15 protein-coding genes are annotated in these 20,050 nt (G+C 65.5%); 8 read left to right on the forward strand and 7 right to left on the reverse strand.

Going from position 1 to position 20,050, the window contains the following annotated elements:
* The first annotated feature begins 48 nt into the window (after positions 1-48).
* The 4 genes from H7A19_16250 to H7A19_16265 all read left to right on the forward strand — a co-directional run bounded on the left by H7A19_16250 (position 49) and on the right by H7A19_16265 (position 4,249).
* A complete protein-coding gene (locus H7A19_16250) occupies positions 49-903 on the forward strand; it encodes a hypothetical protein (GenBank protein MCP5476382.1) in 855 nt (284 codons plus the stop codon).
* Between the two features lie 226 nt (positions 904-1,129).
* A complete protein-coding gene (locus H7A19_16255) occupies positions 1,130-1,651 on the forward strand; it encodes a two pore domain potassium channel family protein (GenBank protein MCP5476383.1) in 522 nt (173 codons plus the stop codon).
* A 78-nt stretch (positions 1,652-1,729) separates the two neighbouring features.
* On the forward strand, positions 1,730-2,533 hold the full coding sequence (locus H7A19_16260; protein ID MCP5476384.1) for a tRNA threonylcarbamoyladenosine dehydratase: 804 nt from the start codon (positions 1,730-1,732) through the stop codon (positions 2,531-2,533).
* A gap of 405 nt (positions 2,534-2,938) precedes the next feature.
* Positions 2,939-4,249 carry a HAMP domain-containing histidine kinase gene (locus H7A19_16265; GenBank protein ID MCP5476385.1) on the forward strand — a complete coding sequence of 437 codons (1,311 nt, stop codon included), beginning with the start codon at positions 2,939-2,941 and terminating at the stop codon, positions 4,247-4,249.
* Between the two features lie 388 nt (positions 4,250-4,637).
* Here H7A19_16265 and H7A19_16270 read toward each other — a convergent pair whose 3' ends face one another.
* Entirely contained in the window at positions 4,638-6,494 is a 1,857-nt protein-coding gene (locus H7A19_16270; protein ID MCP5476386.1) for an ATP-binding cassette domain-containing protein, read from the reverse strand.
* Between the two features lie 112 nt (positions 6,495-6,606).
* On the opposite strand from H7A19_16270, the gene H7A19_16275 reads away from it, so the two are divergent.
* Positions 6,607-7,665 carry a saccharopine dehydrogenase NADP-binding domain-containing protein gene (locus H7A19_16275; protein ID MCP5476387.1) on the forward strand — a complete coding sequence of 353 codons (1,059 nt, stop codon included), beginning with the start codon at positions 6,607-6,609 and terminating at the stop codon, positions 7,663-7,665.
* A gap of 133 nt (positions 7,666-7,798) precedes the next feature.
* Here the strand turns inward: H7A19_16275 and H7A19_16280 are convergent, their stop codons facing one another.
* Complete coding sequence (locus H7A19_16280; GenBank protein MCP5476388.1) at positions 7,799-8,050, reverse strand: hypothetical protein; 252 nt, start codon at positions 8,048-8,050, stop codon at positions 7,799-7,801.
* A gap of 140 nt (positions 8,051-8,190) precedes the next feature.
* On the opposite strand from H7A19_16280, the gene H7A19_16285 reads away from it, so the two are divergent.
* Positions 8,191-9,684 (forward strand): hypothetical protein, encoded by a 1,494-nt coding sequence (locus tag H7A19_16285; GenBank protein MCP5476389.1) that lies wholly within the window; start codon positions 8,191-8,193, stop codon positions 9,682-9,684.
* Positions 9,685-9,807: 123 nt separating this feature from the next.
* On the opposite strand, the gene H7A19_16290 is transcribed toward H7A19_16285, so the two are convergent.
* Genes H7A19_16290 through H7A19_16300 form a run of 3 tightly spaced genes read right to left on the reverse strand, consistent with a single transcriptional unit; the run spans position 9,808 to position 13,264 of the window.
* The gene (locus tag H7A19_16290; GenBank protein MCP5476390.1) at positions 9,808-11,106 is read right to left on the reverse strand and encodes a DUF697 domain-containing protein; all 1,299 of its coding nucleotides are present in this window, start codon (positions 11,104-11,106) and stop codon (positions 9,808-9,810) included.
* A gap of 14 nt (positions 11,107-11,120) precedes the next feature.
* Positions 11,121-11,723: a polyisoprenoid-binding protein gene (locus H7A19_16295; protein ID MCP5476391.1), complete on the reverse strand. Its 603-nt coding sequence runs from the start codon at positions 11,721-11,723 to the stop codon at positions 11,121-11,123.
* The gene (locus tag H7A19_16300; GenBank protein ID MCP5476392.1) at positions 11,720-13,264 is read right to left on the reverse strand and encodes a 50S ribosome-binding GTPase; all 1,545 of its coding nucleotides are present in this window, start codon (positions 13,262-13,264) and stop codon (positions 11,720-11,722) included. The genes H7A19_16295 and H7A19_16300 overlap by 4 nt, the downstream gene beginning before the upstream one ends.
* Here H7A19_16300 and H7A19_16305 point away from each other — a divergent pair.
* Positions 13,263-16,763 (forward strand): response regulator, encoded by a 3,501-nt coding sequence (locus H7A19_16305; protein ID MCP5476393.1) that lies wholly within the window; start codon positions 13,263-13,265, stop codon positions 16,761-16,763. The genes H7A19_16300 and H7A19_16305 overlap by 2 nt on opposite strands.
* A 41-nt stretch (positions 16,764-16,804) precedes the next feature.
* On the opposite strand, the gene H7A19_16310 is transcribed toward H7A19_16305, so the two are convergent.
* A complete protein-coding gene (locus tag H7A19_16310) occupies positions 16,805-17,545 on the reverse strand; it encodes a hypothetical protein (GenBank protein ID MCP5476394.1) in 741 nt (246 codons plus the stop codon).
* 196 nt (positions 17,546-17,741) lie between these two features.
* Here H7A19_16310 and H7A19_16315 point away from each other — a divergent pair, with 196 nt between their 5' ends.
* The gene (locus H7A19_16315) at positions 17,742-18,770 is read left to right on the forward strand and encodes a GGDEF domain-containing protein (GenBank protein MCP5476395.1); all 1,029 of its coding nucleotides are present in this window, start codon (positions 17,742-17,744) and stop codon (positions 18,768-18,770) included.
* 11 nt (positions 18,771-18,781) lie between these two features.
* Here H7A19_16315 and H7A19_16320 read toward each other — a convergent pair whose 3' ends face one another.
* Positions 18,782-20,050, reverse strand: a complete 1,269-nt coding sequence (locus H7A19_16320; protein ID MCP5476396.1) for an NAD(P)/FAD-dependent oxidoreductase — start codon at positions 20,048-20,050, stop codon at positions 18,782-18,784.

The following is a 20,050-nucleotide window of genomic DNA, read 5'->3' on the forward strand; positions in this document are numbered from 1 at the left end:
GCGCAAGGCTAACCTTCTGCGACCGCAGCAAGCCCCCTGGAGTTCCCCATGTTCGAACGATTTTCACGCAGCTGGGCCCTGATCAAGGCCAGTGCGTCGGTACTGGGCAAGGACAAGGAACTGCTGGTGTTCCCGGCAGTCTCGTCGGTGGCAGCCCTGATCGTGGCGGCCAGCTTCCTGGCGCCGCTGTTCTGGTGGAGCCAGGGACACGCCGGGGCCTTCAACAAGGACGAGATGTCGCCCGTCTGGTTCGTGTGGGCCTTCGCCTTTTATCTGACCCAGTACTTCGTGATCTTCTTCTTCAATACCGCGTTGGTGGGCGCGGCCTCGATGCGTCTGGAGGGCGAGGACCCGACCGTGGCCGATGGCTTGCGCATTGCCTGGTCGAAGGTGGGCACCATACTCGGTTACGCCGCCATCGCCGCAACCGTGGGCATGATTCTGCGCGCCATCGAAGAACGCGCGGGCTGGCTGGGTTCGATCATCGCTGGTCTGTTCGGGGCGGCCTGGACGGTGGCTTCCTTCATGGTGGTGCCGGTGCTGGTGCACCGTGACATCGGTCCGCTCGATGCGGTCAAGGAGAGCGCACTGCTGCTCAAGCAGACCTGGGGCGAGAATCTGATTGGCCAGGGCGGCATGGGGCTGATCTTCGGCCTCGGTTATGTGTTGTTGTGGATGGTCACGCTGGGTCTGGCGGTGCCGGCAGCAACCTCCCATCAAGTAGCCCTGGCCGCCACGATTGCAGCCACCGGGGTCATTGCCACGATGCTGCTGGCGCTGATGCAGGCGGCACTGACCGGCATTTATTCGGCGGCGCTGTATCGCTATGCCGTGGGCCATGTGAACGCGCCGGAGTTTTCGGCGGGTCTGCTGCAGAAGGCATTCGCGCCGAAGAAGAAGTGATGGCCGGCTGAATCGGCCCTCGCAAACGCCGGGAACCATGGCACGCGCCGGCCATCTATCCATGCCACTGGCGCCTCGCCTTCGTGCCGGCCGAGATCGATGTGGACGCGCTCCGCAGGGACGGGTGCGGCTACTTCAGCTTGGGTTGCCGGGCCGTGTCGGGGTGTGATCAGGAGCGCGTTTCAGCGCAGGGGAGCTTCGCCCCTGAATCAGAGGACACTGTGAGATGACGGGAAGCGGAATCGCCGTGCTGGCGGCGATGGCCAGCAGCGTGCAGGAGATCGGTGCAGCCACGCCGGGTCACTGGCTCAGCTCGCTGGCGGTGGTAACAACCACCATCGGCGTCATCATTGCCTCGGTCTTGCTGCATTACGAAGGACTGACCCTGCTGCAGCGCAACCTCGGTGAGATCCACCTCGGGCCGCGGCGCATGAAGGTGCTGTTCGGCATCATCGGCGTGCTGGTCATGCACGCCGTCGAGATCACCTTCTTCGCCGTTGGATACGCCATTGTCCACAAGGTCCACGATGGTGGCTCTATCTCCGGCATGCCGCACCCGCCTTTCCTGGACCTGATGTACTTCTCGGCCACCACCTACACCACCGTGGGCTACGGCGATCTGGCGCCGGTCGGTCCTCTGCGCTTCCTCGCCGCCGTCGAATCCCTGGCCGGCTTCGTGCTGGTCAGTTGGTCAGCGTCCTTCACCTATCTGGTGATGGAGCGCTTCTGGGGCAGGCGAGCGCTGTAACGCAACTCCGGTGCAGCGGCCCGGTCGATCTGCTTTACTTCGCCCCCCTCAGGTTTTCTCATCGCGTCCGGCGCGCCCATGTCCCTGCCTTCTGCTTCTGCTGCCATCGATCCTCGCTTTGCCGGCATCGCCCGCCTGTATGGCATTGATGCCCTCGCGCGCCTGAGGCGCGCGCACGTGCTGGTGATCGGCGTCGGCGGAGTGGGTTCGTGGGCTGCCGAAGCGCTGGCGCGCAGCGGGATCGGCAAGCTGACGCTGATCGACGGCGACGAGGTCTGCGTCTCCAATGCCAATCGGCAGATGCATGCACTCGAAGGCAACTACGGCAAGCTCAAGGTCGAGGTGCTGGCAGAGCGCCTGCGCGCCATTGATCCTGCGCTTCAGGTGCAGCCGCTGGCGCATTTCCTGACGCCCTCCAATCTGGATCTGATCGGCGAGGGCGGCTTCGATGCGGTGCTGGATGCCTGCGATGCCTTCAGGGTCAAGGTCGAAACCATTGTCTATTGTCGGCGTCGCAAGATTCCGATCATCGTGTCCGGATCGGCCGGCGGTCGAGTCGATCCGACCCAGATTCGGGTACGTGATCTGTCGCGCACCGAACACGATGCGCTGCTGAGCCTGATCCGCAAGAAGCTGCGTGAGGAGTTCAAGTATCCGCGTGGACCGAAGCGCTATTTCGGCGTGCCCGCGGTGTATTCGCTGGAGAACGTGCGCTATCCCAGCGCCGATGGCGGAGTCTGCTCGGCCAAGCCGGATTCGCTGGAGGAAGGTCGGCTCGATTGCGGTGGCGGCCTGGGCGCGGCCACTCACGTCACCGGCGCCTTCGCCTTTGTCGCTGTGGGCGAGTTGATCCGGCGCTTGCTGGCCAGGACAGGCTGCTAGCCCGCACATTTCATGAGGTCGCGATGAAATGGCCCGACTTCGTTGGAACGACGCGGAAATCCTCGAATTGGTTGAAATGACAAACTGTTCGCTGCCATTGCCTCGCTAACGCGGCCCTCGCTCGTTCTTTGCGCCGGACTCTTCGTTGCTCGTCGTCGCAATGGAACAACCATTGCTCCTCCTCTCGTCTCGATTCCGGCGCAAAGCCCTTCGCGATCATCCGCGTTCCCTCATGAAATGTGCGGGCTAGGCCGAGGGTGCGCGTTCCCTGGCATGGGCGTGGTGAAATGCGCCGGAGAGCCGCTAAGCGACACCCACGACCTACATTGGTCGGGATGCTCTTCGCGCCGCTTGCAGGAACTTCCCTTCAGAATGCGGCGCTAGCTTTCCAGTGAGAGGTTGCCAATGACCCACCACGGTCAATCCGGGCTGCGTGCGAAGATCGGTATCGCCTTCATCCTGCAGGCGGCCGCCATTTCCTGCGGTACCGTGCTCGGTGTCTATGGCGCGGCGGCGGTGCTCGAAGACGTGTTGATGAAGCGCGCCTTGCGCGAGGAAACCACGCATTACATCGAGTTGCTGGAACGCAACCCGGTGTATCCGACGCCCGATACCCACAACATGAAGGGCTATCTGCAGCGCTCCGGCGAAACTGATGAAGTGGTGCCGCCGGCATTGCGCGGGCTGGACCTGGGCTTCCACGTTCTGCGCCAGAATGGTAGTCGGGCGCTGGTGTTCGTGTCGGATGCCAAGCCAGGTCGGCTGTTCCTGGTCATCGATCAGGCCCATATCGGTCAGTTGGCGCTGTTTTTCGGTCTGGTGCCGCTGACCCTGGTGCTGATGTTCATCTATCTCGCCACCTGGCTCACCTACAGGCTTTCGCGCCGCGCGATCTCGCCGGTGATCTGGCTGGCCAACGAAGTACGCAGCTGGGATCCGAAGAACCCCGATTTCAGCGCCCTGGCGCCCGAGCGCATGCCGCCCGATATCGAGGGCGAGACCCTGACCTTGTCCGAATCGATCTACGGCTTCGGCAAGCGCATCTCCGAGTTCGTCGACCGCGAACGCAACTTCACTCGCGACGCCAGCCACGAACTGCGCACGCCGCTGACAGTGATCAAGATGGCCAGCGAGGTACTGATCAGCGACGGCCAACTGGACGACTACTCGATGCGCAACGCCCAGCGCATCCTGCGCTCGGCGCGAGACATGGAGGCGCTGATCGAGGCCTTCCTGTTGATGGCACGCGAGGCAGAGAACGCGCTTCCTGCCGATGACTTCTCGATCAACTCGGTGGTCTGCGAGGAAATGGAGCGTGCCGAAACACTGGCGGCGGAAAAGCCGATCAAGCTGGAAATCGTCGAGAACGCCCAGTTCTGTCTGCACGCGCCGTCCAAAGTCGTCGCTGTGCTGATTGGCAACCTGATCCGCAACGCCGTGAGCTACACCGACGAAGGCCGCGTTCGCGTGATCGTCGATCCGGGCATGGTCACGGTGGAGGACACCGGCGTCGGCATGTCGGAGGAAGACCTCAAGCAGATCTTCCAGCCTTTCTTCCGAGCCGAGCACGGCCGCCGCGGAGGCATCGGCGTGGGACTCACCATCGTCAAGCGCCTGTCCGACCGCTTCCGCTGGCCGATCGAATTCGAGAGCAAGCTGGGCGAGGGCACGAAGGTCAAGGTGCGTTTCCCCGATTGCCGGCAGGTGGGGTGTTGAAGGGACGGGGCAGGGGGCACGGGGCACGGGAAAGGCTCAGGTCTCGGGTGCCAGTCGTCCCGCTCCTGTGTAGGAGCGCCCTTGCGGCGCGACCGGTGAGGCGACGAGCTTGCCGTCAGGCAGGCTGCAGCCAGAAGCTGGACGCGAAGTACGCAAAGGAAAAGCAGGGAGCGCGCGAAGAAGAGCGGTTAGAGTTTCATATGAGACAAGAGATCGATGTCGCGGACCGTTGCTCTGGAGGGCGCAACGGCGGCCGGCGATGACTGAGCCGCAGTAGATCCAGACAAGTCTGGAACTACAGAAGCCCAAAGCCCATAGCCTTTTCCCCGTGTCCCGTGTCCCGTGTCCCGTGTCCCGTGTCCCGTGTCCCGTGTCCCGTGCCCCGCAACTACACCAGCTGCAGCCGCGCCAGCTCGGCGTACAGGCCGCCCTGGGCCAGCAATTCCTCGTGCTTGCCCTGGGCCACGATGCGGCCGTGGTCGAGCACGACGATGCGGTCTGCCTTCTTCACGGTGGCCAGTCGATGGGCGATGACCAGGGTGGTGCGGCCGGCCATCAGCCGTTCCAGCGCTTGTTGTACGGCACGCTCGCTTTGCGCATCGAGCGCGCTTGTGGCTTCGTCCAGCAGCAGGACGGAGGCGTCGCGGAGCAGTGCCCGGGCAATGACCACGCGTTGCTGCTGGCCGCCGGACAGGCGGACGCCGCGCTCGCCGAGGTAGGTGTCCAGCCCCTGCGGCAGTGCGGCCAGGAAATCGTAGGCTTCCGCAGCACGTGCGGCGGCTTCCACTTCTTCGCGGCTGGCGTCGGGGCGACCGTAGCGGATGTTCTCCAGCGCGCTGGTGCCGAAGATCACCGGGTCCTGGGGCACCAGCGCATAGAGGCGACGCAGATCGGCGATGCGCAGATCGCGCAGATCGGTGCCGTCGACGGTGATACGGCCGGCAGCAGGGTCGTAGAAGCGCAGCAGCAACTGGAACAGCGTGCTCTTGCCGGCCCCGGACGGCCCGACCAGGGCCACGGTCTCGCCGCTGCGCACTTCCAGATCGATGCCCTCCAGCGCGGCCACGTCCGGGCGCGAGTCGTAATGGAAGCGCAGTCCCTCGATGCAGATGTGTTCCTGCAGCGCAGCGGGCGCGGCGGTTGGAATTTCAGGGTCGCGGATACGTGGTTGGATGGCCAACAGCTCGGCCAGTCGGCCCATGGCACCCGAGGCCCGCTGGACATCGCCCCAGACCTCGCTGACGGCGCCCACCGAACCGGCCGCCAGCACCGCGTAGAGCACGAACTGACCGAGTTCGCCGCCGGTCAGCGTGCCGGCCAGGACCGCCTTGGCGCCGATCCACAGGACCACGGTGACGGCGCCGAAGACCAGCAGGATGGCGACGGCCGTCAGGCTGGCGCGCATGCGAATGCGTTTGGTGGCGGTGGCGAGCGTGCGCCGCACGGCGTCGCCAAAACGGGTCGACTCGCGGCCTTCGGCGACATTCGCCTGGACCGTGTGGATGGCGTTGAAGGTCTCGCCGGCGATGGCCGAGGAATCGGCTATGCGGTCCTGGCTCTCGCGCGAGAGCTTTTCGACCCGGCGACCGAAGATCAGGATCGGCGCCACCACCACCGGGATGCCGAGCACGATCAGCATCGACAGCTTCGGGCTGGTGATGACCAGCATGATCAGGGCGCCGACCAGCATCACCAGACTCCGCAAGGCCACCGAGGCGCTGGAGCCGACCACGGTCTGGATCAGCTCGGTGTCGGCGGTCAGCCGGCTCAGCAGTTCGCCGGTGCGGGTGTTTTCGTAGAAGCCGAGGTCCAGTCGCAGCAGGTGATCGTAGACCGCGCGGCGCAAGTCGGCCATGACCTGTTCGCCCAGCCGGGTGACGAAGTAGAAGCGGGCCGCGGTGCCGACGGCCAGCAGCATGGCCACGGCCAGCAGCGCCAGGAAGTACTTGTCGACGTATTCGGCGTTGGCCTTGGAAAAACCGTGGTCGATCATCTGGCCTACCGCGCTGGGCAGCGACAGCGAGGCCACCGAGGCCAGCAGCAGAAAGCCCAGAGCGCCGGCGATCAGACCCCGATAGGGCCGCAGGAAAGGGCGAAGCGCCGCCAACGGCGCAATGGATCGGGTTTTTTCGGTCACAGGCGGGCAGGTCTGGGAATGGGAAGTGATCGACCCGGCGAAGCACCCGCACAACTGCGGGCGCCTCCTGCTGGGATGGACGCAAAGGCTGGAGTTTGTGCCGATCATCGGGAATACAAGGCCCGCTGGCCGCGCAGTGTTCTGCTGCCTCAGGTGGCGAAGACCGGCCCGCAATGTCCTACCATAGGGACGCCAGCAAGGCATGCAGCGGGGAGGCGGCATGGGAGAACCGTGGATGGTCTACGGCGCCTATGGGTATACCGGACGTCTGATTCTGGAACAGGCCATCGCGGCCGGGTACAAGCCCGTGGTCGCAGGCCGTGATCCGGCGCGTACCGAGTCGGTGGCACTCGAATTCGGCCTGCCGCATCGCAGCTTCGAGTTGTCCGACACCCAGGCGCTGCGTCGCGGTCTGGAGGGTATGCGCGCCGTGCTCCATTGCGCCGGTCCGTTCTCGCAGACCGCCGCGCCGATGATTGCCGCCTGCCTGCAGGTAGGCACGCATTATCTGGACATCACCGGCGAGATCGACGTCTTTGCCTATGCCCATGCCAACGACGGTGCCGCGCGCAAGCATGGCGTGGCGCTGGTGCCGGGCGTGGGATTCGACGTGGTGCCCACCGATTGTCTGGCAGCCATGCTCCGGGAGGATCTGCCCGATGCCAACGAGCTGCTGCTGGCTTTCGACGCCGAGGGTGGCCCCAGCCGCGGTACGGCGCTGACCGGCATCGAGGGACTGGGCAAGGGTGGCCGCATCCGCCGCGACGGCGAGCTGATCCGCGTGCCGCTCGGCTACAAGCGCCGCGAGATCAACTTTCCGCGCGGCAGTCGTCAGTGCGTGACCATCCCCTGGGGCGATGTCTACACGGCATTTGTCAGCACCGGCATTCAGAATATCGAGGTCTACATGGCGATGCCGCCGCGCACCATCACCAATCTGCGACGCCTGCGCTGGCTGACGCCCCTGCTGGGTCTGGCACCGGTGCAGTGGTTGCTGAAGCGCCGGGTCGAAGCCAGCGTCCAAGGGCCTTCGGCGCAGCGCCGCGGTGAATGCCACGCCTATGTCTACGGAGAGGTGCGCAATCCGCGCGGCGATGTGCGCGCGGCCACGCTGACCACGCCCAATGGCTACGCGCTGACGGCGATGTCGGCCCTCCGGATCGCTCGCTTCCTGGCCACCGACATCGGTCCGCATGCGGGCTTCTACACGCCGTCGCTGCTGATGGGTTCGAACTTCGTGCGCAAGCTCAAGGGGGTTGAGTACGCCAGGGTGCGTTGACGAGGGCAAGAGGGCAAGAGGGCAAGAGGGCACGCTTGAGCAGGCATCGCAGCTCTTGATTTTTCGTGCCCTCGTGCCCTCTCGCCCTCGTGCCCTCACGCCCTCGTGCTCTCAAGCCTTCCCGCAAGACCGGTCAAGCCCCGCCGCGCGGCTGCCTGACCCAGGCCAGCAAACGATCCACCTGATCGGCGTCGGCATGCTGGCAGGCGGCCTGGAAGGCGGTGCGATGGGCGTCGCCGAGTTCAGGGTCAGCACTCAGATGCGGGCTGTGGTAGGCAAAATGTAGTGCCAATCCCTGATCGGGTTCGATACGGATGCGTACCGTGCGCCTGCACCCAGCCAGCGTCGGTGGGAATAGCGTGTGTTGCAGACCAGTGGCGTTCACACGACGTTTATTTACGTCTATTCTCTGTGAATTCGCATAGGCTGCAAAGCACCGGCGTGTAGCGAAGCGCCTCATGACGTAGACCCACCGTCCTCTTCGGGAGCGAGGGCCGCGTCCCATCAAATCTGCAGGAGACGAGTATGCGCAAGACCCATCTGACTCTGGCATTGGCTGCCGGCCTGGTGCCGTGGATCGCAGCATCGGCCGTCACCATCGGCGATGGCCCGATCGTTGAAAATCATCTGGATCAAGCCCAGATCGACAACGGTGCGGTGACCTTCGATCAGCTCTTTGCCCAGGGCAAGCTGCTGTTCCAGGCCAAGTTCAACATGTTCGACGGTCAGGGTCGGCCGGGTACGACCGGCGGTGGCGCCGCGCGTGTGCCCGGTAGCGCACCGGCTTTCATCCGCACCTCGGCCCCCGAATCCAATTCCTGCTCCGGTTGCCACAACCAGCCTTTCTCCGGCGGCGGCGGCGACATCGTCGCCAATGTCTTCGTGCTGGCGCAAACCCTGGATCCGGTCACTGAATCGGTCAACGCCCAGTTCAGCAACGATCGCAATACGCTGGGCATGCAGGGCACGGCCGGCATCGAGATGCTCGCTCGTGAAATGACCGCGGAATTGCAGATGATCCGTGAACAGGCGCTCAGCGCCGCGCGAGGCACCGGCCGCACCACGCGTCTGGCCCTGACCACCAAGAACGTGAACTTCGGCTTCGTCACCGCCCATGCCGACGGCACGGTGGACACCAGCGAGATCGAGGGCATCAATGCCGATCTGATCCTTCGTCCCTTCCACCAGAAGGGCGCGGTGATCTCCTTGCGCGAGTTCACCAACAACGCCATGAACCACCACCACGGCATGCAGTCGGTCGAGCGCTTCGGCGCCGCCCGCACTGGCACTGCCGATTTCGATCAGGACGGCGTCGCCGATGAGCTGACCGTGGGCGACATCACTGCGACCACCATCTATCAGGCCGCGCTGAATACGCCGGGGCAGGTGCTGCCGGACGACGTCGGTGCGCTGCGTGCGGTCATCCGCGGTGAACGCAAGTTCGAAACCGTCGGTTGCGCCGATTGCCACGTGCCGTCCCTGAAACTGAATACCACCCAGTTCACCGAGCCCAATCCGTACAACCCGGATGGCAACCTGAAGCCCAACGAAGTCGCGCAGGTGTTCAGTTTCGACATGACCACCCAGGGTCAGTTGCCGCGCTTCGAGGCCGCTGCCGGTGGTGGCATCAATGTCCGCGCCTACACCGATCTCAAGCGCCACAATCTCTGCGATGCGCAGGTTCGTCACTACTGCAACGAGCAGGTGGTGCAGGGCGGTATCTCAACCGAAGTGTTCCTGACTCGACGCCTGTGGGATGCCGGCAATTCCGCGCCCTATGGCCATCGCGGCGATCTGACCACGCTGACCGAGGCCATCATGGCCCACGGTGGCGAAGCGGCTGCCTCGCGCGTGGCCTTCGAGCAGTTGGGAGCGCAGGGTCAGGCCGAGATCATCGAGTTCCTGAAGTCACTGCAGATGCTGGAGCCGGGTACGCCTTCGCTGGTGGTCGACAAGCGCGGCAAGCCGGCTGACAAGGCGGCTGCTGCCAAGCGTGTCGGTGAGGCGGTCAAGGGCTGATAGCCTGTTGTTCTGATGGTGCCCGGGCCGGGCTTCGCGCGGCCCGGGCTTTCAGACGAATTGGCTGGCCGGTGAACCGCTGCGCGAGTCACCTCGGGTTGCGAAACGCGTTGCTGGCCCGCCTCAGTTGCGCAGACGCGCGAGGATTTCGGCGCGGGCGTCGCGCAGGATGGAATCCCGGTCCAGGCTGCCGAGGATGTCCTCGACCACCCGCTTGGGTCCGCGTTCGCCCCAGCTCTTGCCGTTGGCCAGATAGGCCTGGGCAGCGCGTCCGGTGATGTAGGTGGAGAAATAGGCGAGTGCCCCCTGGGCGCCTGCGGTCAGCGCAGTGGATAGTCCAACACTGATGCCCTTGAGCGCGCTGGCAAGCACGTTCACGCCCCAGATGGCCCCCATCAGCAGCGCGATCTGTGCCGCAATCTTCAGTACCAGTTCGCCAGCCTCAGCCTTGGTGAAAGGCAGGCCATAGACATGCCCCAGGTGCGTGACCAGCGCCACATCGAAGCCGGCTGCGGCGGCCAGGTCGGTCAGCGGCACCGGGTTCAGGCCCACGGCCACGCCCTTGCCCAACGCATAGTTGCGGATCAGCTTGTCGGCGACGTCGCGACGGACTTCGGTCAGACGCTTGCCGACTTCGTCGCTCAGGCGCCCGGCGAACAAACCGGCATTGAGCGCGGCCAGGGTCTTGCCTTCGCTGGCGAGCACATCAAACACGGTGGCGCGCAGGCTGGCCACATCCGGCGGCGGTATTTCCATCGATTCGCTCTCGCTGCCATCGGCCTCGACGCGGATCACCCGACGCGGTGCCGGCAGGGCGCTGGCGGCGATGACATGCTGCGGGCGCAACAGGCCCTGGGTGTAGACGCGCAGTCTTTCCAGCAATGCTTCGCGCTCGGCCGCGAGGTAGCGATCGGCCTTGTTCAACACCAGCAACATCGGCCGGCGAGTGGCGGCGAGTTCCTTCAGGGCCTCGCCCTCGGTGGCAGTCAGGTCGCCATCGACCACGAAGATCACCAGATCCGAGCGCCCGGCCACGTGTCGGGCCAGACGCTCACGCTCGGCGCCGTCGATCTCATTGATGCCCGGGGTGTCGATCAGATGTACCCCGGAGTCGCCGATACGTTGCCACTGGGCGCTTTCGCGCGCCGTGGTGGTGCCATGCAGCACGCCCACGGTGAAATGACTTTGACCGATCAGCGCATTCAGCAGCGCCGACTTGCCGACACTGACGCGACCGAACACCGCCACGTGCAACTCGCCCTGTTCGAGCTTGTCGATCAGGCGTTCAATCTCGGCGAACTCGGGTTCCAGCGCCCGCCGTACCTCGGCCGGCAGCGCCGGATCGTCGATCAGGGCCCGCAGACTGTCCACGGTTTGCGCCAGATGGCGATGCTGCTGCGGGGTCTGTACGTCGGAATTCATCGATGGGGCCTTTGCTAGCGCTTGCGCGGGCGGCGATTGACCGAGTTCAGGCGCTGGCCTTCAACCTCGATGCGCAGTTCGACGGTGTCTGCCAGTGTGCCCTGCAGGGCATCGAGGCCGAACGCTGATCGGCTGAGCGTGGCGGTAGCCGAAAAGCCGGCCGTGTCCTTCAGCGTGTAGGGGTGGATGCCCTGGCGGTTGATCCGCACGGCCAGCGCCACTTCACCGCTGTGGCCGCGCAGTGTCAGCTCGCCGTGGATGATGGCGTGTTCGCCGTCAATGGTCTCGAAGCGCTGGCTGACAAAGCGCGCTTGCGGAAACGCTTCGGCGGCAAACCATTTGCGGCCGAGCAGCGTGCGATTCCACGTGGCGTCGCCCATCTCCAGCGAATCTATGTCGATGCTGACATCGACCCGATTGGCAGCGGGGTTGTCGGGGTCGTAGCTGAACTCGCCCTGCCAGCGCGTGAAGCGCCCGATCGAGGTCGAGAAACCCATGTGATCGGCGAAGAACAGCAGTTGCGAATGCACTGGATCAAAGCGATAGTCGACGGGCGCCGCGGTGGCCGCGGTGATGCCGGCCAGGCACAGCAGCAACAGGGCCAGAGATCTGCTCACGGTGTCTCCCGGGTCTGTGGCGGCGACTCGATTTCCTTGCGCACGTCCAGCGCCAGTTTCAGCATGTCCGGGGCCAGCTGCAGCAGTCGGCTGCGGTCCGACAGGCTGCTGTCGAACTGGGCCAGGGCCTGCTGCCGATCAAATCCCTGGCCACGATCGAGAGTATCGGCCACGGCTTTTCCGAGGCTGTCGAAGATCATGGCGTAGGCGACCGCATGGATCAGACCGCCACCGAGGGTGCCGAGGCCTGGAAAGGCCTTGAGGGCGTTGCCGGCGATGGCCAGTATCAGTGCCGAGGTGCCGCGCAATCGGCCGCCGGCCAGCTCGATGAAGTTGTCCAGATCGATGCTGCGCATCGGCACCTGGTAGAGCTGGGTGAGTTCCGACAGCAGCCGCGAGGCGAGTACACCCTGGATGACCAGATCGCTGCCCGGGGCCACGGCGGCCATCGCCCCCAGCGCCGCCTTGCGGGCGTATTCGCGCACCAGCGTGGCCGCCCGCCGCCGACGTTCGTCGGATTCGATCGCGTCCAGCTTGAGGTCGAGCGCACCCAGCACAGCGTGCTGACGGCCCTTCTCGTAGGCCTGTGGGCCACGCCGGGCGATGTCGCTCAGCGCCTCCAGCAGCGGCTCGATCTGCGGCGCGCGCGGGCGCTCCCGAGTGCTGATCGTGCCATCGGCAGCGCGCACGTCCACCGTCTCCGAGCCGCCAGCGGAAATCGCCAGAGGCTTCACGCCGGTGCGCTCCTGCAGGCGTTGGCGCAGCGCGGCCAGCTCTTCGGGGCGATAGCGATCGGACTTGTTGAGCAGCAGCAACACCGGCTTGTGGAACTGGCCCAGCCAGGCCAGTTCCTCGGCCTGGGTGCGGCTGAGATCGCCGTCGCAGACGTAGGCCACCACATGGGCACGCAGCGCTTCTTCACGGGCGGCGACGGCGCGGCTCTCGCCGTGCCATTCGCTGGTGCCGGGCACGTCCGCCAGCATCAGGGTTTGCCCACCCGACAGCGTGCCCTGGTAGTGGCGCACGCTGCGGGTAGTGCCGGCGAGCACGTCGACGCGGGCTTCGCTGCCGGGCACGAGCGCCCGGATCAGCGAACTCTTGCCGGCACTGACATCGCCGAACAGGGCGACGAAGACCTGCTCCAGCGCCGCTCGCTGATCCAGTTCCACCAGCTCGGCCTTGAGCGGATCGGCAAGCCCCTGCAGCGCCGGGTTGGCAATGCGGGCCTCGATCGATGGCCGGTCGATGGACTTGGACACCGCTGCCGGCCCCTGGCGCCGCGGATGCAGCAGCCGCCACAGCAGCCAGCCGGTCACCAGCACCAGCGCTGAGACAAAGCCGCCGGTGAGCACTCCTAGCCACAAAGGGAGCCGCTGCAGCCGTTCTATGATCGAGAGGGCGGCATCGGTGGCGTAGATGGCCGACAGGATCAGACCCAGAGCGCTGGCGACGACGATGGCGGCCAGCAACAGGCGGATGCGCAGGCTACGGGGGGCTGCGGAGATGGCGGGTGCAGAATCTGGCGGTTGCGGTTGGGCCATGGGACTGATGTTCGTCGTCCAGGCCTGCCTATTGCAAGCCGTGGCTGCCGAGCCACTTATCTCCGATCCAGTATTCCGGCACATCGGCACCGAAGATGGACTGCCCTCGCAGCAGATCCAGGCGCTGGCCGAGGACGCCGAGGGCCGTGTCTGGATCGGCACGGCCAATGGACTGGTGCGTTTTGACGGGCAGGTGATGAAGAGCTATCCCGCGCGTCAGGATAGGCCCAACGCGCTGGCTTCGATCTCGGTGGAAGCCATGACCATCGATGGCAGGCAACAGCTCTGGGTGACGACCCAGGGTGGGCAGTTGGCCCGCTGGCGCCCCGAGAGTGATGATTTTCTCCGTTTCGACCTGGCGGCGATGCTGCAGGCCGAACAGCTGGAAGCCTGGGCGTTGGCCGGCGATGACCGGCGTCTGTGGGTAGGCACTTATGGTTCGGGCTTGCTGGAGCTGAATCTGGATGGCAAGGTCGTGGCACAGCATTCCATCCCTGCAGATCTGGGAGGCGGCCATATTCTCGATCTGTCGCTCGACCAGGCCGGTGCGCTGTGGCTGGGTACGATGGACAAGCACCTGCTGCGTTTCGACCCGCACAGCGCCCGATTCAGCGCCCCCGATGCCGCTCTCGGCCCGGATCCGCTGCCGGTATTCGCGATCGCCCAGCGTCGAGGTAGGCCCTGGTTCAGTACCTCGGATGGCCGCCTGTGCAGCATCGAAGGCTCCCAGCCGCTACAGTGTCAGGAGCTCTCACAGCTGGCATTGCCCGGTCGGGCCAGACTGCTCCTGGCCGATGCCCGCGGCGACTGGATCGGCGGGAGCGGCGAGATGCTTCATGTGCTGGACGGCGTCGAGCAAAGGCTGAGTTATACCCCGGGCAGCCGTGGCGGTATTCCGGCCGAGGGCATGCGCACTGCCTTGATCGATCACAGTGGCGGGTTGTGGTTCGGTACCAGCGGTGGTGGACTGCTGCACCTGCCGAGATCGGCCGATCGCTTCGCGGTATGGCAGCCGGATCCACTGGCCCGCAGCGGACTGCTGAACGGGCGGGTGCGCGGGATTGCCCGTGATGCCGACGGATTGGTGTGGATTGGCACCCTCGGCGCCGGCTTGCACCGCCTGACGCCCACGACCGGCCGCATTCAGGCCGTGCCGCTGCCCGGCACCGGGCAATGGCGGGTCTGGGCGGTACTGGCGAGCGGCGGTGAACTCTGGGTGGGACATCAAGGAGGCTTGCTCAGACTGCAGCCTCAAGCCGATGGTGGTCTGCGCCTGTTGCAGCAATGGTCGGCCAACGAACTGGTCGATGGCAATGTCGATCTGCTCTACCAGCACCACGATGGCCGCATCTGGGCCACCTCCATGGGCGCCGGGCTGAATGCGATCGATCCGCGCACTGGCGAGCCTGAGCGGCACCTCTTCGGCGAGAACGGTCTTATCGGCACTGAAGTCCAGCAACTGGGCCAGGGACTGGACGGTCAGCTGTGGGTCGCCACGGATCGGGCCCTGCTGCGACTGGATGCGGATTGCCGCTGCTGGCAGTCCCTGTTGCCCACGGCGCGGGTGGATGCCTACAGCGTCGATGGCGGCGGTGGCATTTTTGCCTTCGTCGATGGCACTTTGGTGCACTACCTGTGGCGCGGCGGTCTCTATCGCGATGCCCGACGCGCTCCGCGCGCCTTCGCCGAATTTCAGACTCTGGGCGGCATGTGGCTGCAGCAAGGCGCGCTGTGGATGGCCGGGCCGCAGGGTCTGTTCCGCTATTTCCCCGAGCAGGATCGTCTGGAGACTTTTGATGGCCGGGACGGTCTGCCCTCACGCGAATTCAGCGATCGGCCCTTTCTGGCTGAACCCGACGGCAGATTGTGGATAGGCGGCGAGGCCGGATTGATCAGCGTCGATACTGCCATGGCCTCGGCTCCGGCGGTGCCTGCGCGCCTGCGTTTCGAGCAGATCCATGTGGATGGCCCCGATGGCCCGCGCGAGCTGCAGCCGTTTGGGCGCGCCGAGCTGCAGCCCGATGAGCGTGAACTCTTGCTGTCGGTACGCCTGAACACGCTGGCGCGCACCCATGCCCAACGATTCAGCTTTCGCCTGGCGGGCTGGGAAGATGACTGGACCGAACCCAGTGCCGATCCCGAGCGCCGATTCGGTGGGCTCTCCGACGGCGACTACACCCTGCAGATCCGCGCCTGGGACGGTGATGGCCGAGCCGCCGTGAACACGCTCGAATGGGCGTTCACCGTTCTCCCGCCCTGGTGGCGCAGTGGCTGGGCTCTGGCCGCATACGCGCTGCTGCTGGTGCTGTCGGTGGCGGTCATCGAACGCTGGCGGCAATTGCGTCGGCGCAGCGCTGAGCGCTGGCGCGAGACCCAACGTCAGGCCGAATGGGCCGAACAGCTGGCGACGGAGCGCACGGCACTGGTGGCCGAGCTCAGCCATGAAATCCGCAATCCACTCAATGGCGTGCTCGGCATGGGGCGCCTGCTCGGTGAACAGCCTCTGCCGGAAACCGGGCGACGCCATCTGCAATTGCTCAACGACGCTGGCCGGCAGCTGCTGAATCTGCTCGACGACATGCTCGACTGGAGCCGACTCGAGGCCGGGGCTGAGCGGCTGCCGCTGCAGGCGGTGACACTCGCTGAACTGCTCGATGCAACCCTGGCGCGCTATTCGCAGCAGGCAGCCGAACGCGGGCTCTGGTTCCGGACCACCATCAATCCGACCTGGCGGGTGCTGGTCGATCCGCCGCGCTTGCTGCAGATCGTCGAGAATCTGCTCAGCAACGCGATCAAGTTCACGCCTCGTGGTGGTGTCGACATCGACGCCGAGCGTGCCGGCGATCAGTTGCAGCTGCGGGTGCGCGACTCAGGACCGGGCATGAGCGCGGATCAGGCCAACCGCTTGTTCCGTCCATTCGAGCGCGTCGGGGACCAGCGCGCGGCACCGGGAACGGGTCTTGGGCTGGCGATCAGCCGCAGCCTGGCCGAGCGCATGGGCGGCAGTCTCAGCGTCGAATCCACGCCTGGACAGGGCAGCGTGTTCAGCCTCAACCTGATGCTGGCATCTGAATCAGGCGCTGCCACTGACCTGCCGAGGGCAATGGTTGATGGCGCAGCGCCAGCGTCCCTGTCGGGGCGAGCGGTTCTGGTGGTGGACGATGATCCGGTCGCGCGCGAACTGCTGCTGCAGGAGCTGGGTGCGCTCGGCGCGCGGGTGCATCTGGCTGCCGATGCGCTCAGCGCCCTGATCCTCACCCAGCAGCAACCTCTGTCGCTGGCACTGATCGATTGGGACCTGCCTGGCATGAGCGGCGTTGAGCTGGCGCAGACACTGCAATTGCAGCAGCCACAACTGCCGCTGGTCGCGTTGACGGGGCGCGGCACCCCGGAGGATCTGGCCCTAAGCGTGGAGGCCGGCTTCCGCGCCCATCTGCTGAAGCCGGTGCGGCCAGAACGCCTGGTGGCAACCCTGCTGGCGGTGCTGGGACGGCCATGAACGCGCAGCGGTGCCGTCGCCGGCGGGCCCGTATCCCCGAATCAGTCCTTCAGCAGCTGTTTGGCGCGGTGGATCCACTCGCGCTGGGCCTTGCGGTAGAAGGCCGGAGCCAACTTGCTGCGTGACAGCACCGTTTCCAGCACGGTGCGGGCATCGCCCTCCATGCCCAGTTGACGCAGCAGCTCGGCCTTGCGTACGCGAGCCTCCTCACCGGGATAGGAGTCGGATAGCACTTCGTATTCCGCCAGAGCCTCCTGATCGCGCCCCAGCTGCTGAAGCGTGCGCGCATAGAGCAAGTGACCTTCAGGCGACTTGAAGTCCGGATTGGCCCGGATCAGGTGATTCAGTGTGTCGTGGGTGTCCTGCGCCTTGTCCTGGGCAAACTGCGCTTGCGCCAGCGCCAGCAGGATATCCGGGTCCTCGGCGTGCAGGCCGCGCAGGCACTCGCGAAACACGGCTTCAGCCTCGGCCGGCTCGTCCAGTTCCAGAAATTCGGCACCCAGGCGCATGCGGTTCTGCACGGTGTCGGCGCGCGCCAGTTCTTCGCGCAAGCGCCTCAGATCCCGCTCCGGATTGATGGTCTTGGCAATGCCCTTGGCCGCCTGGCGCGCGCGCGGATCGTTCTGCAGGTCCGGCAGCATCTGCGTCAGGGCATAGACGGCCACGCCAACAAAGGAGCCGAAGATGATGACCCAGACCCACCAGTACGGCCGTCCTGTGCGCAGCACGTGCACCACGCAGATGGTCTGCAGGAGGATCGACAGGACTAGGGCTACGGACATGGGCGTCGCCGGCGGCTCAGGCTATGCGGGGGCGCAAGCATCGCCGATTCCGGCGCAGTCGTGAACCTCCGATCGGAATTGCGCCTGCGGCGCAGACGCCCCACCGTGAAATCGAGATGAATAGTCACTTGCATATCCCGGGCCGAGGCCGGACACTCGCAGGACGAATGCGAGCCGTGACGGGGGATCGGAGAGCATGCTCGAACGCCTGAAAGGCGATTTTGATCTGGCCATCATCACCTTCTTCGGTGGCTACTCGGCGCTGGGCATCTTCCCGTTTGCGGTCTACCGATTCGCGGCGGGCGAGTATCTGCTGGGCCTGGTGGACGCGCTGATCGTCGTCTCGATCCTTGGAAACATGGCTTATGCCTGGATCAGCGGCAACATGCGTCGTGCCGGGCTGCTGATGGCCTGTTTCAATACGCTGGGCTGCGCCGCCATCACCCTGATGTTCGGCCATCATGGCCTGTTCTGGGTGTTCGTGGTGGTGGTGACCAATTTCTTCCTGGCCACACGGCGCTTTGCGGTGGCACTGAATGTGGTTCTGGTGCTGTCGGTAGCCACCCATCAGGCCGTCTTCGATTCACGCCTGGAGCTGATTTCCTTCCTGGTGACCATCACGCTCGTCGGCGTTTGCACCTTCCTGTTCGCCAAGCGCACTGCCACCCAACGTGAACAACTGGAAGTGCTTGCCTCGCGCGACCCCCTGACCAATGCAGGCAATCGCCGGCTGATGGACGTGGACCTCACCCGTGCAGCACGGCAGTTTGCCCGCGACGGGCAGGAATACTCGTTGGCCATGTTCGATCTCGATCACTTCAAGCGCATCAACGATGAGCACGGCCACAAGGCGGGTGATCAGGTATTGGCCGAGTTTGCCCGGCTCATCCTGCGCGGCACGCGCAAGCAGGATCGGCTCTATCGCTATGGCGGCGAGGAATTCGTGCTGTTGATGCCTGGCACCGACAGCCGCGGGGCGGAACAGCTGCTGTTTCAGTTGCAGGACACCATCCGTACCAGCCTGCGCAGCCCTGGCGGCAGCGTGCGCGTTTCGGCCGGCGTGGCCAGCCTGCGGGCGGGCGAGGACTGGTCACGCTGGCTGGCGCGGGCCGATGCGGCCCTGTACGCCGCCAAGCACGGCGGTCGCGATCAGGTCGTGGTCGATGAGCGCGAAAGCGCCCACAGTGCGCCACCGAGCATGGAGCGCCGGCGCGCAGGCGCCTGAACCTGCCAAGTTCAGCATTTGTCGCGGTCGCCGAAGATGATCCGGGCGGAGCGCTCGTGGGTCCAGTAGGCCCAGGCCCAGTCGATCAGTACTACCAGTCGATTGCGGAAGCCGATCAGAAAGTACACATGCGCTGCCAGCCAGAACCACCAGGCCGGCAGGCCGGACAGCCTCAGTCGACCGTACTGGATCACCGCCGCCATACGGCCGATGGTCGCCAGCAGGCCGAAGTCCCGATAACGGAAGGCGCTGGATTCACGCCCGCGCAGGCGTTGCTGCAATGCCTGCGCCACGTGCTTGCCCATCTGCTTGGCTGCCGGCGCCGTGCCGGGCACGGGCGCGTCCTTGTTCTTCACGCTGGCGAGATCGCCGGCGACGAACACTTCGGGGCGGCCGGGTAGCGACAGATCCGCGGATACCAGCACGCGGCCGCTGCGGTCGCAGTCCGCGCCCAACATTGCGCCGAGCGGTGAGGCGGCAACACCGGCCGCCCAGATCACCGTTCGCGCCGCCAGCCTGTCCTTGCCGACGATCAGCCCTTGCTCATCGATGGCGGAAACCGGGGCGCCCAGGTGTACTTCCACACCGAGTTTTTGCAGCTGCAAGCGGGCCTTCTCGCTCATGACCGGGTCGAAGGCGGGCAACACCCGCGCACCTGCCTCGATCAGCAGTACTCGGGCGCGGGTTGGGTCGCTGTGGCGAAATTCGCTGCGCAGCGTGTGTCGGGCAATCTCGGCCACGGTGCCCGCCAGTTCCACACCGGTCGGTCCGGCGCCGATGATGGCGATGCTCAGCCAGGCGCTGCGCGCCTCTGGATCCGGGCAGCGCTCGGCCTGTTCGAAGGCGCCGAGGATGCGGCCGCGGATGGCCATGGCATCGTTCAGGGTCTTCAGTCCCGGCGCGAATGCAGCCCACTCGGGATGCCCGAAGTAGGCGTGAGTGGCGCCGCTGGCCACCAGCAGATAGTCGTAGTCGATGATGGCACCGTCGCTGCACCGGACTTGGCGTCCGGTCGTATCGATCGCACTGACCTCTGCCATCAGCACCGTGGTATTGGCTTGTCGGCGCAGGATATGCCGCAGGGGTGCGGCGATGGCCGGCGCCGACAGACCGGCTGTGGCCACCTGATACAGCAAGGGCTGGAACAGATGATGATTGCAGCGGTCGATCAGCACGATGTCGAGCGGCGCCCGCGCCAGCGCGCGCACCGCCCAGAGTCCGGCAAAACCGCCGCCGATCACGATCAGGCGCGGGCGGCGGCGATCCAGGCTCACCGGCAT

This window comes from Rhodanobacteraceae bacterium, from assembly GCA_024234055.1.
GTDB lineage: Bacteria > Pseudomonadota > Gammaproteobacteria > Xanthomonadales > SZUA-5 > JADKFD01.

Excerpts from the sequence above, each read along its gene's own strand:
- H7A19_16250 (MCP5476382.1), top strand. The coding sequence starts at position 49 with ATGTTCGAACGATTTTCACGCAGCTGGGCCCTGATCAAGGCCAGTGCG.
- H7A19_16255 (MCP5476383.1), top strand. The coding sequence starts at position 1,130 with ATGACGGGAAGCGGAATCGCCGTGCTGGCGGCGATGGCCAGCAGCGTG.
- H7A19_16260 (MCP5476384.1), top strand. The coding sequence starts at position 1,730 with ATGTCCCTGCCTTCTGCTTCTGCTGCCATCGATCCTCGCTTTGCCGGC.
- H7A19_16265 (MCP5476385.1), top strand. The coding sequence starts at position 2,939 with ATGACCCACCACGGTCAATCCGGGCTGCGTGCGAAGATCGGTATCGCC.
- H7A19_16270 (MCP5476386.1), bottom strand. The coding sequence starts at position 6,494 with ATGATCGGCACAAACTCCAGCCTTTGCGTCCATCCCAGCAGGAGGCGC.
- H7A19_16275 (MCP5476387.1), top strand. The coding sequence starts at position 6,607 with ATGGGAGAACCGTGGATGGTCTACGGCGCCTATGGGTATACCGGACGT.
- H7A19_16285 (MCP5476389.1), top strand. The coding sequence starts at position 8,191 with ATGCGCAAGACCCATCTGACTCTGGCATTGGCTGCCGGCCTGGTGCCG.
- H7A19_16290 (MCP5476390.1), bottom strand. The coding sequence starts at position 11,106 with ATGAATTCCGACGTACAGACCCCGCAGCAGCATCGCCATCTGGCGCAA.
- H7A19_16305 (MCP5476393.1), top strand. The coding sequence starts at position 13,263 with ATGGGACTGATGTTCGTCGTCCAGGCCTGCCTATTGCAAGCCGTGGCT.
- H7A19_16300 (MCP5476392.1), bottom strand. The coding sequence starts at position 13,264 with ATGGCCCAACCGCAACCGCCAGATTCTGCACCCGCCATCTCCGCAGCC.
- H7A19_16310 (MCP5476394.1), bottom strand. The coding sequence starts at position 17,545 with ATGTCCGTAGCCCTAGTCCTGTCGATCCTCCTGCAGACCATCTGCGTG.
- H7A19_16315 (MCP5476395.1), top strand. The coding sequence starts at position 17,742 with ATGCTCGAACGCCTGAAAGGCGATTTTGATCTGGCCATCATCACCTTC.
- H7A19_16320 (MCP5476396.1), bottom strand. The coding sequence starts at position 20,050 with ATGCCGGTGAGCCTGGATCGCCGCCGCCCGCGCCTGATCGTGATCGGC.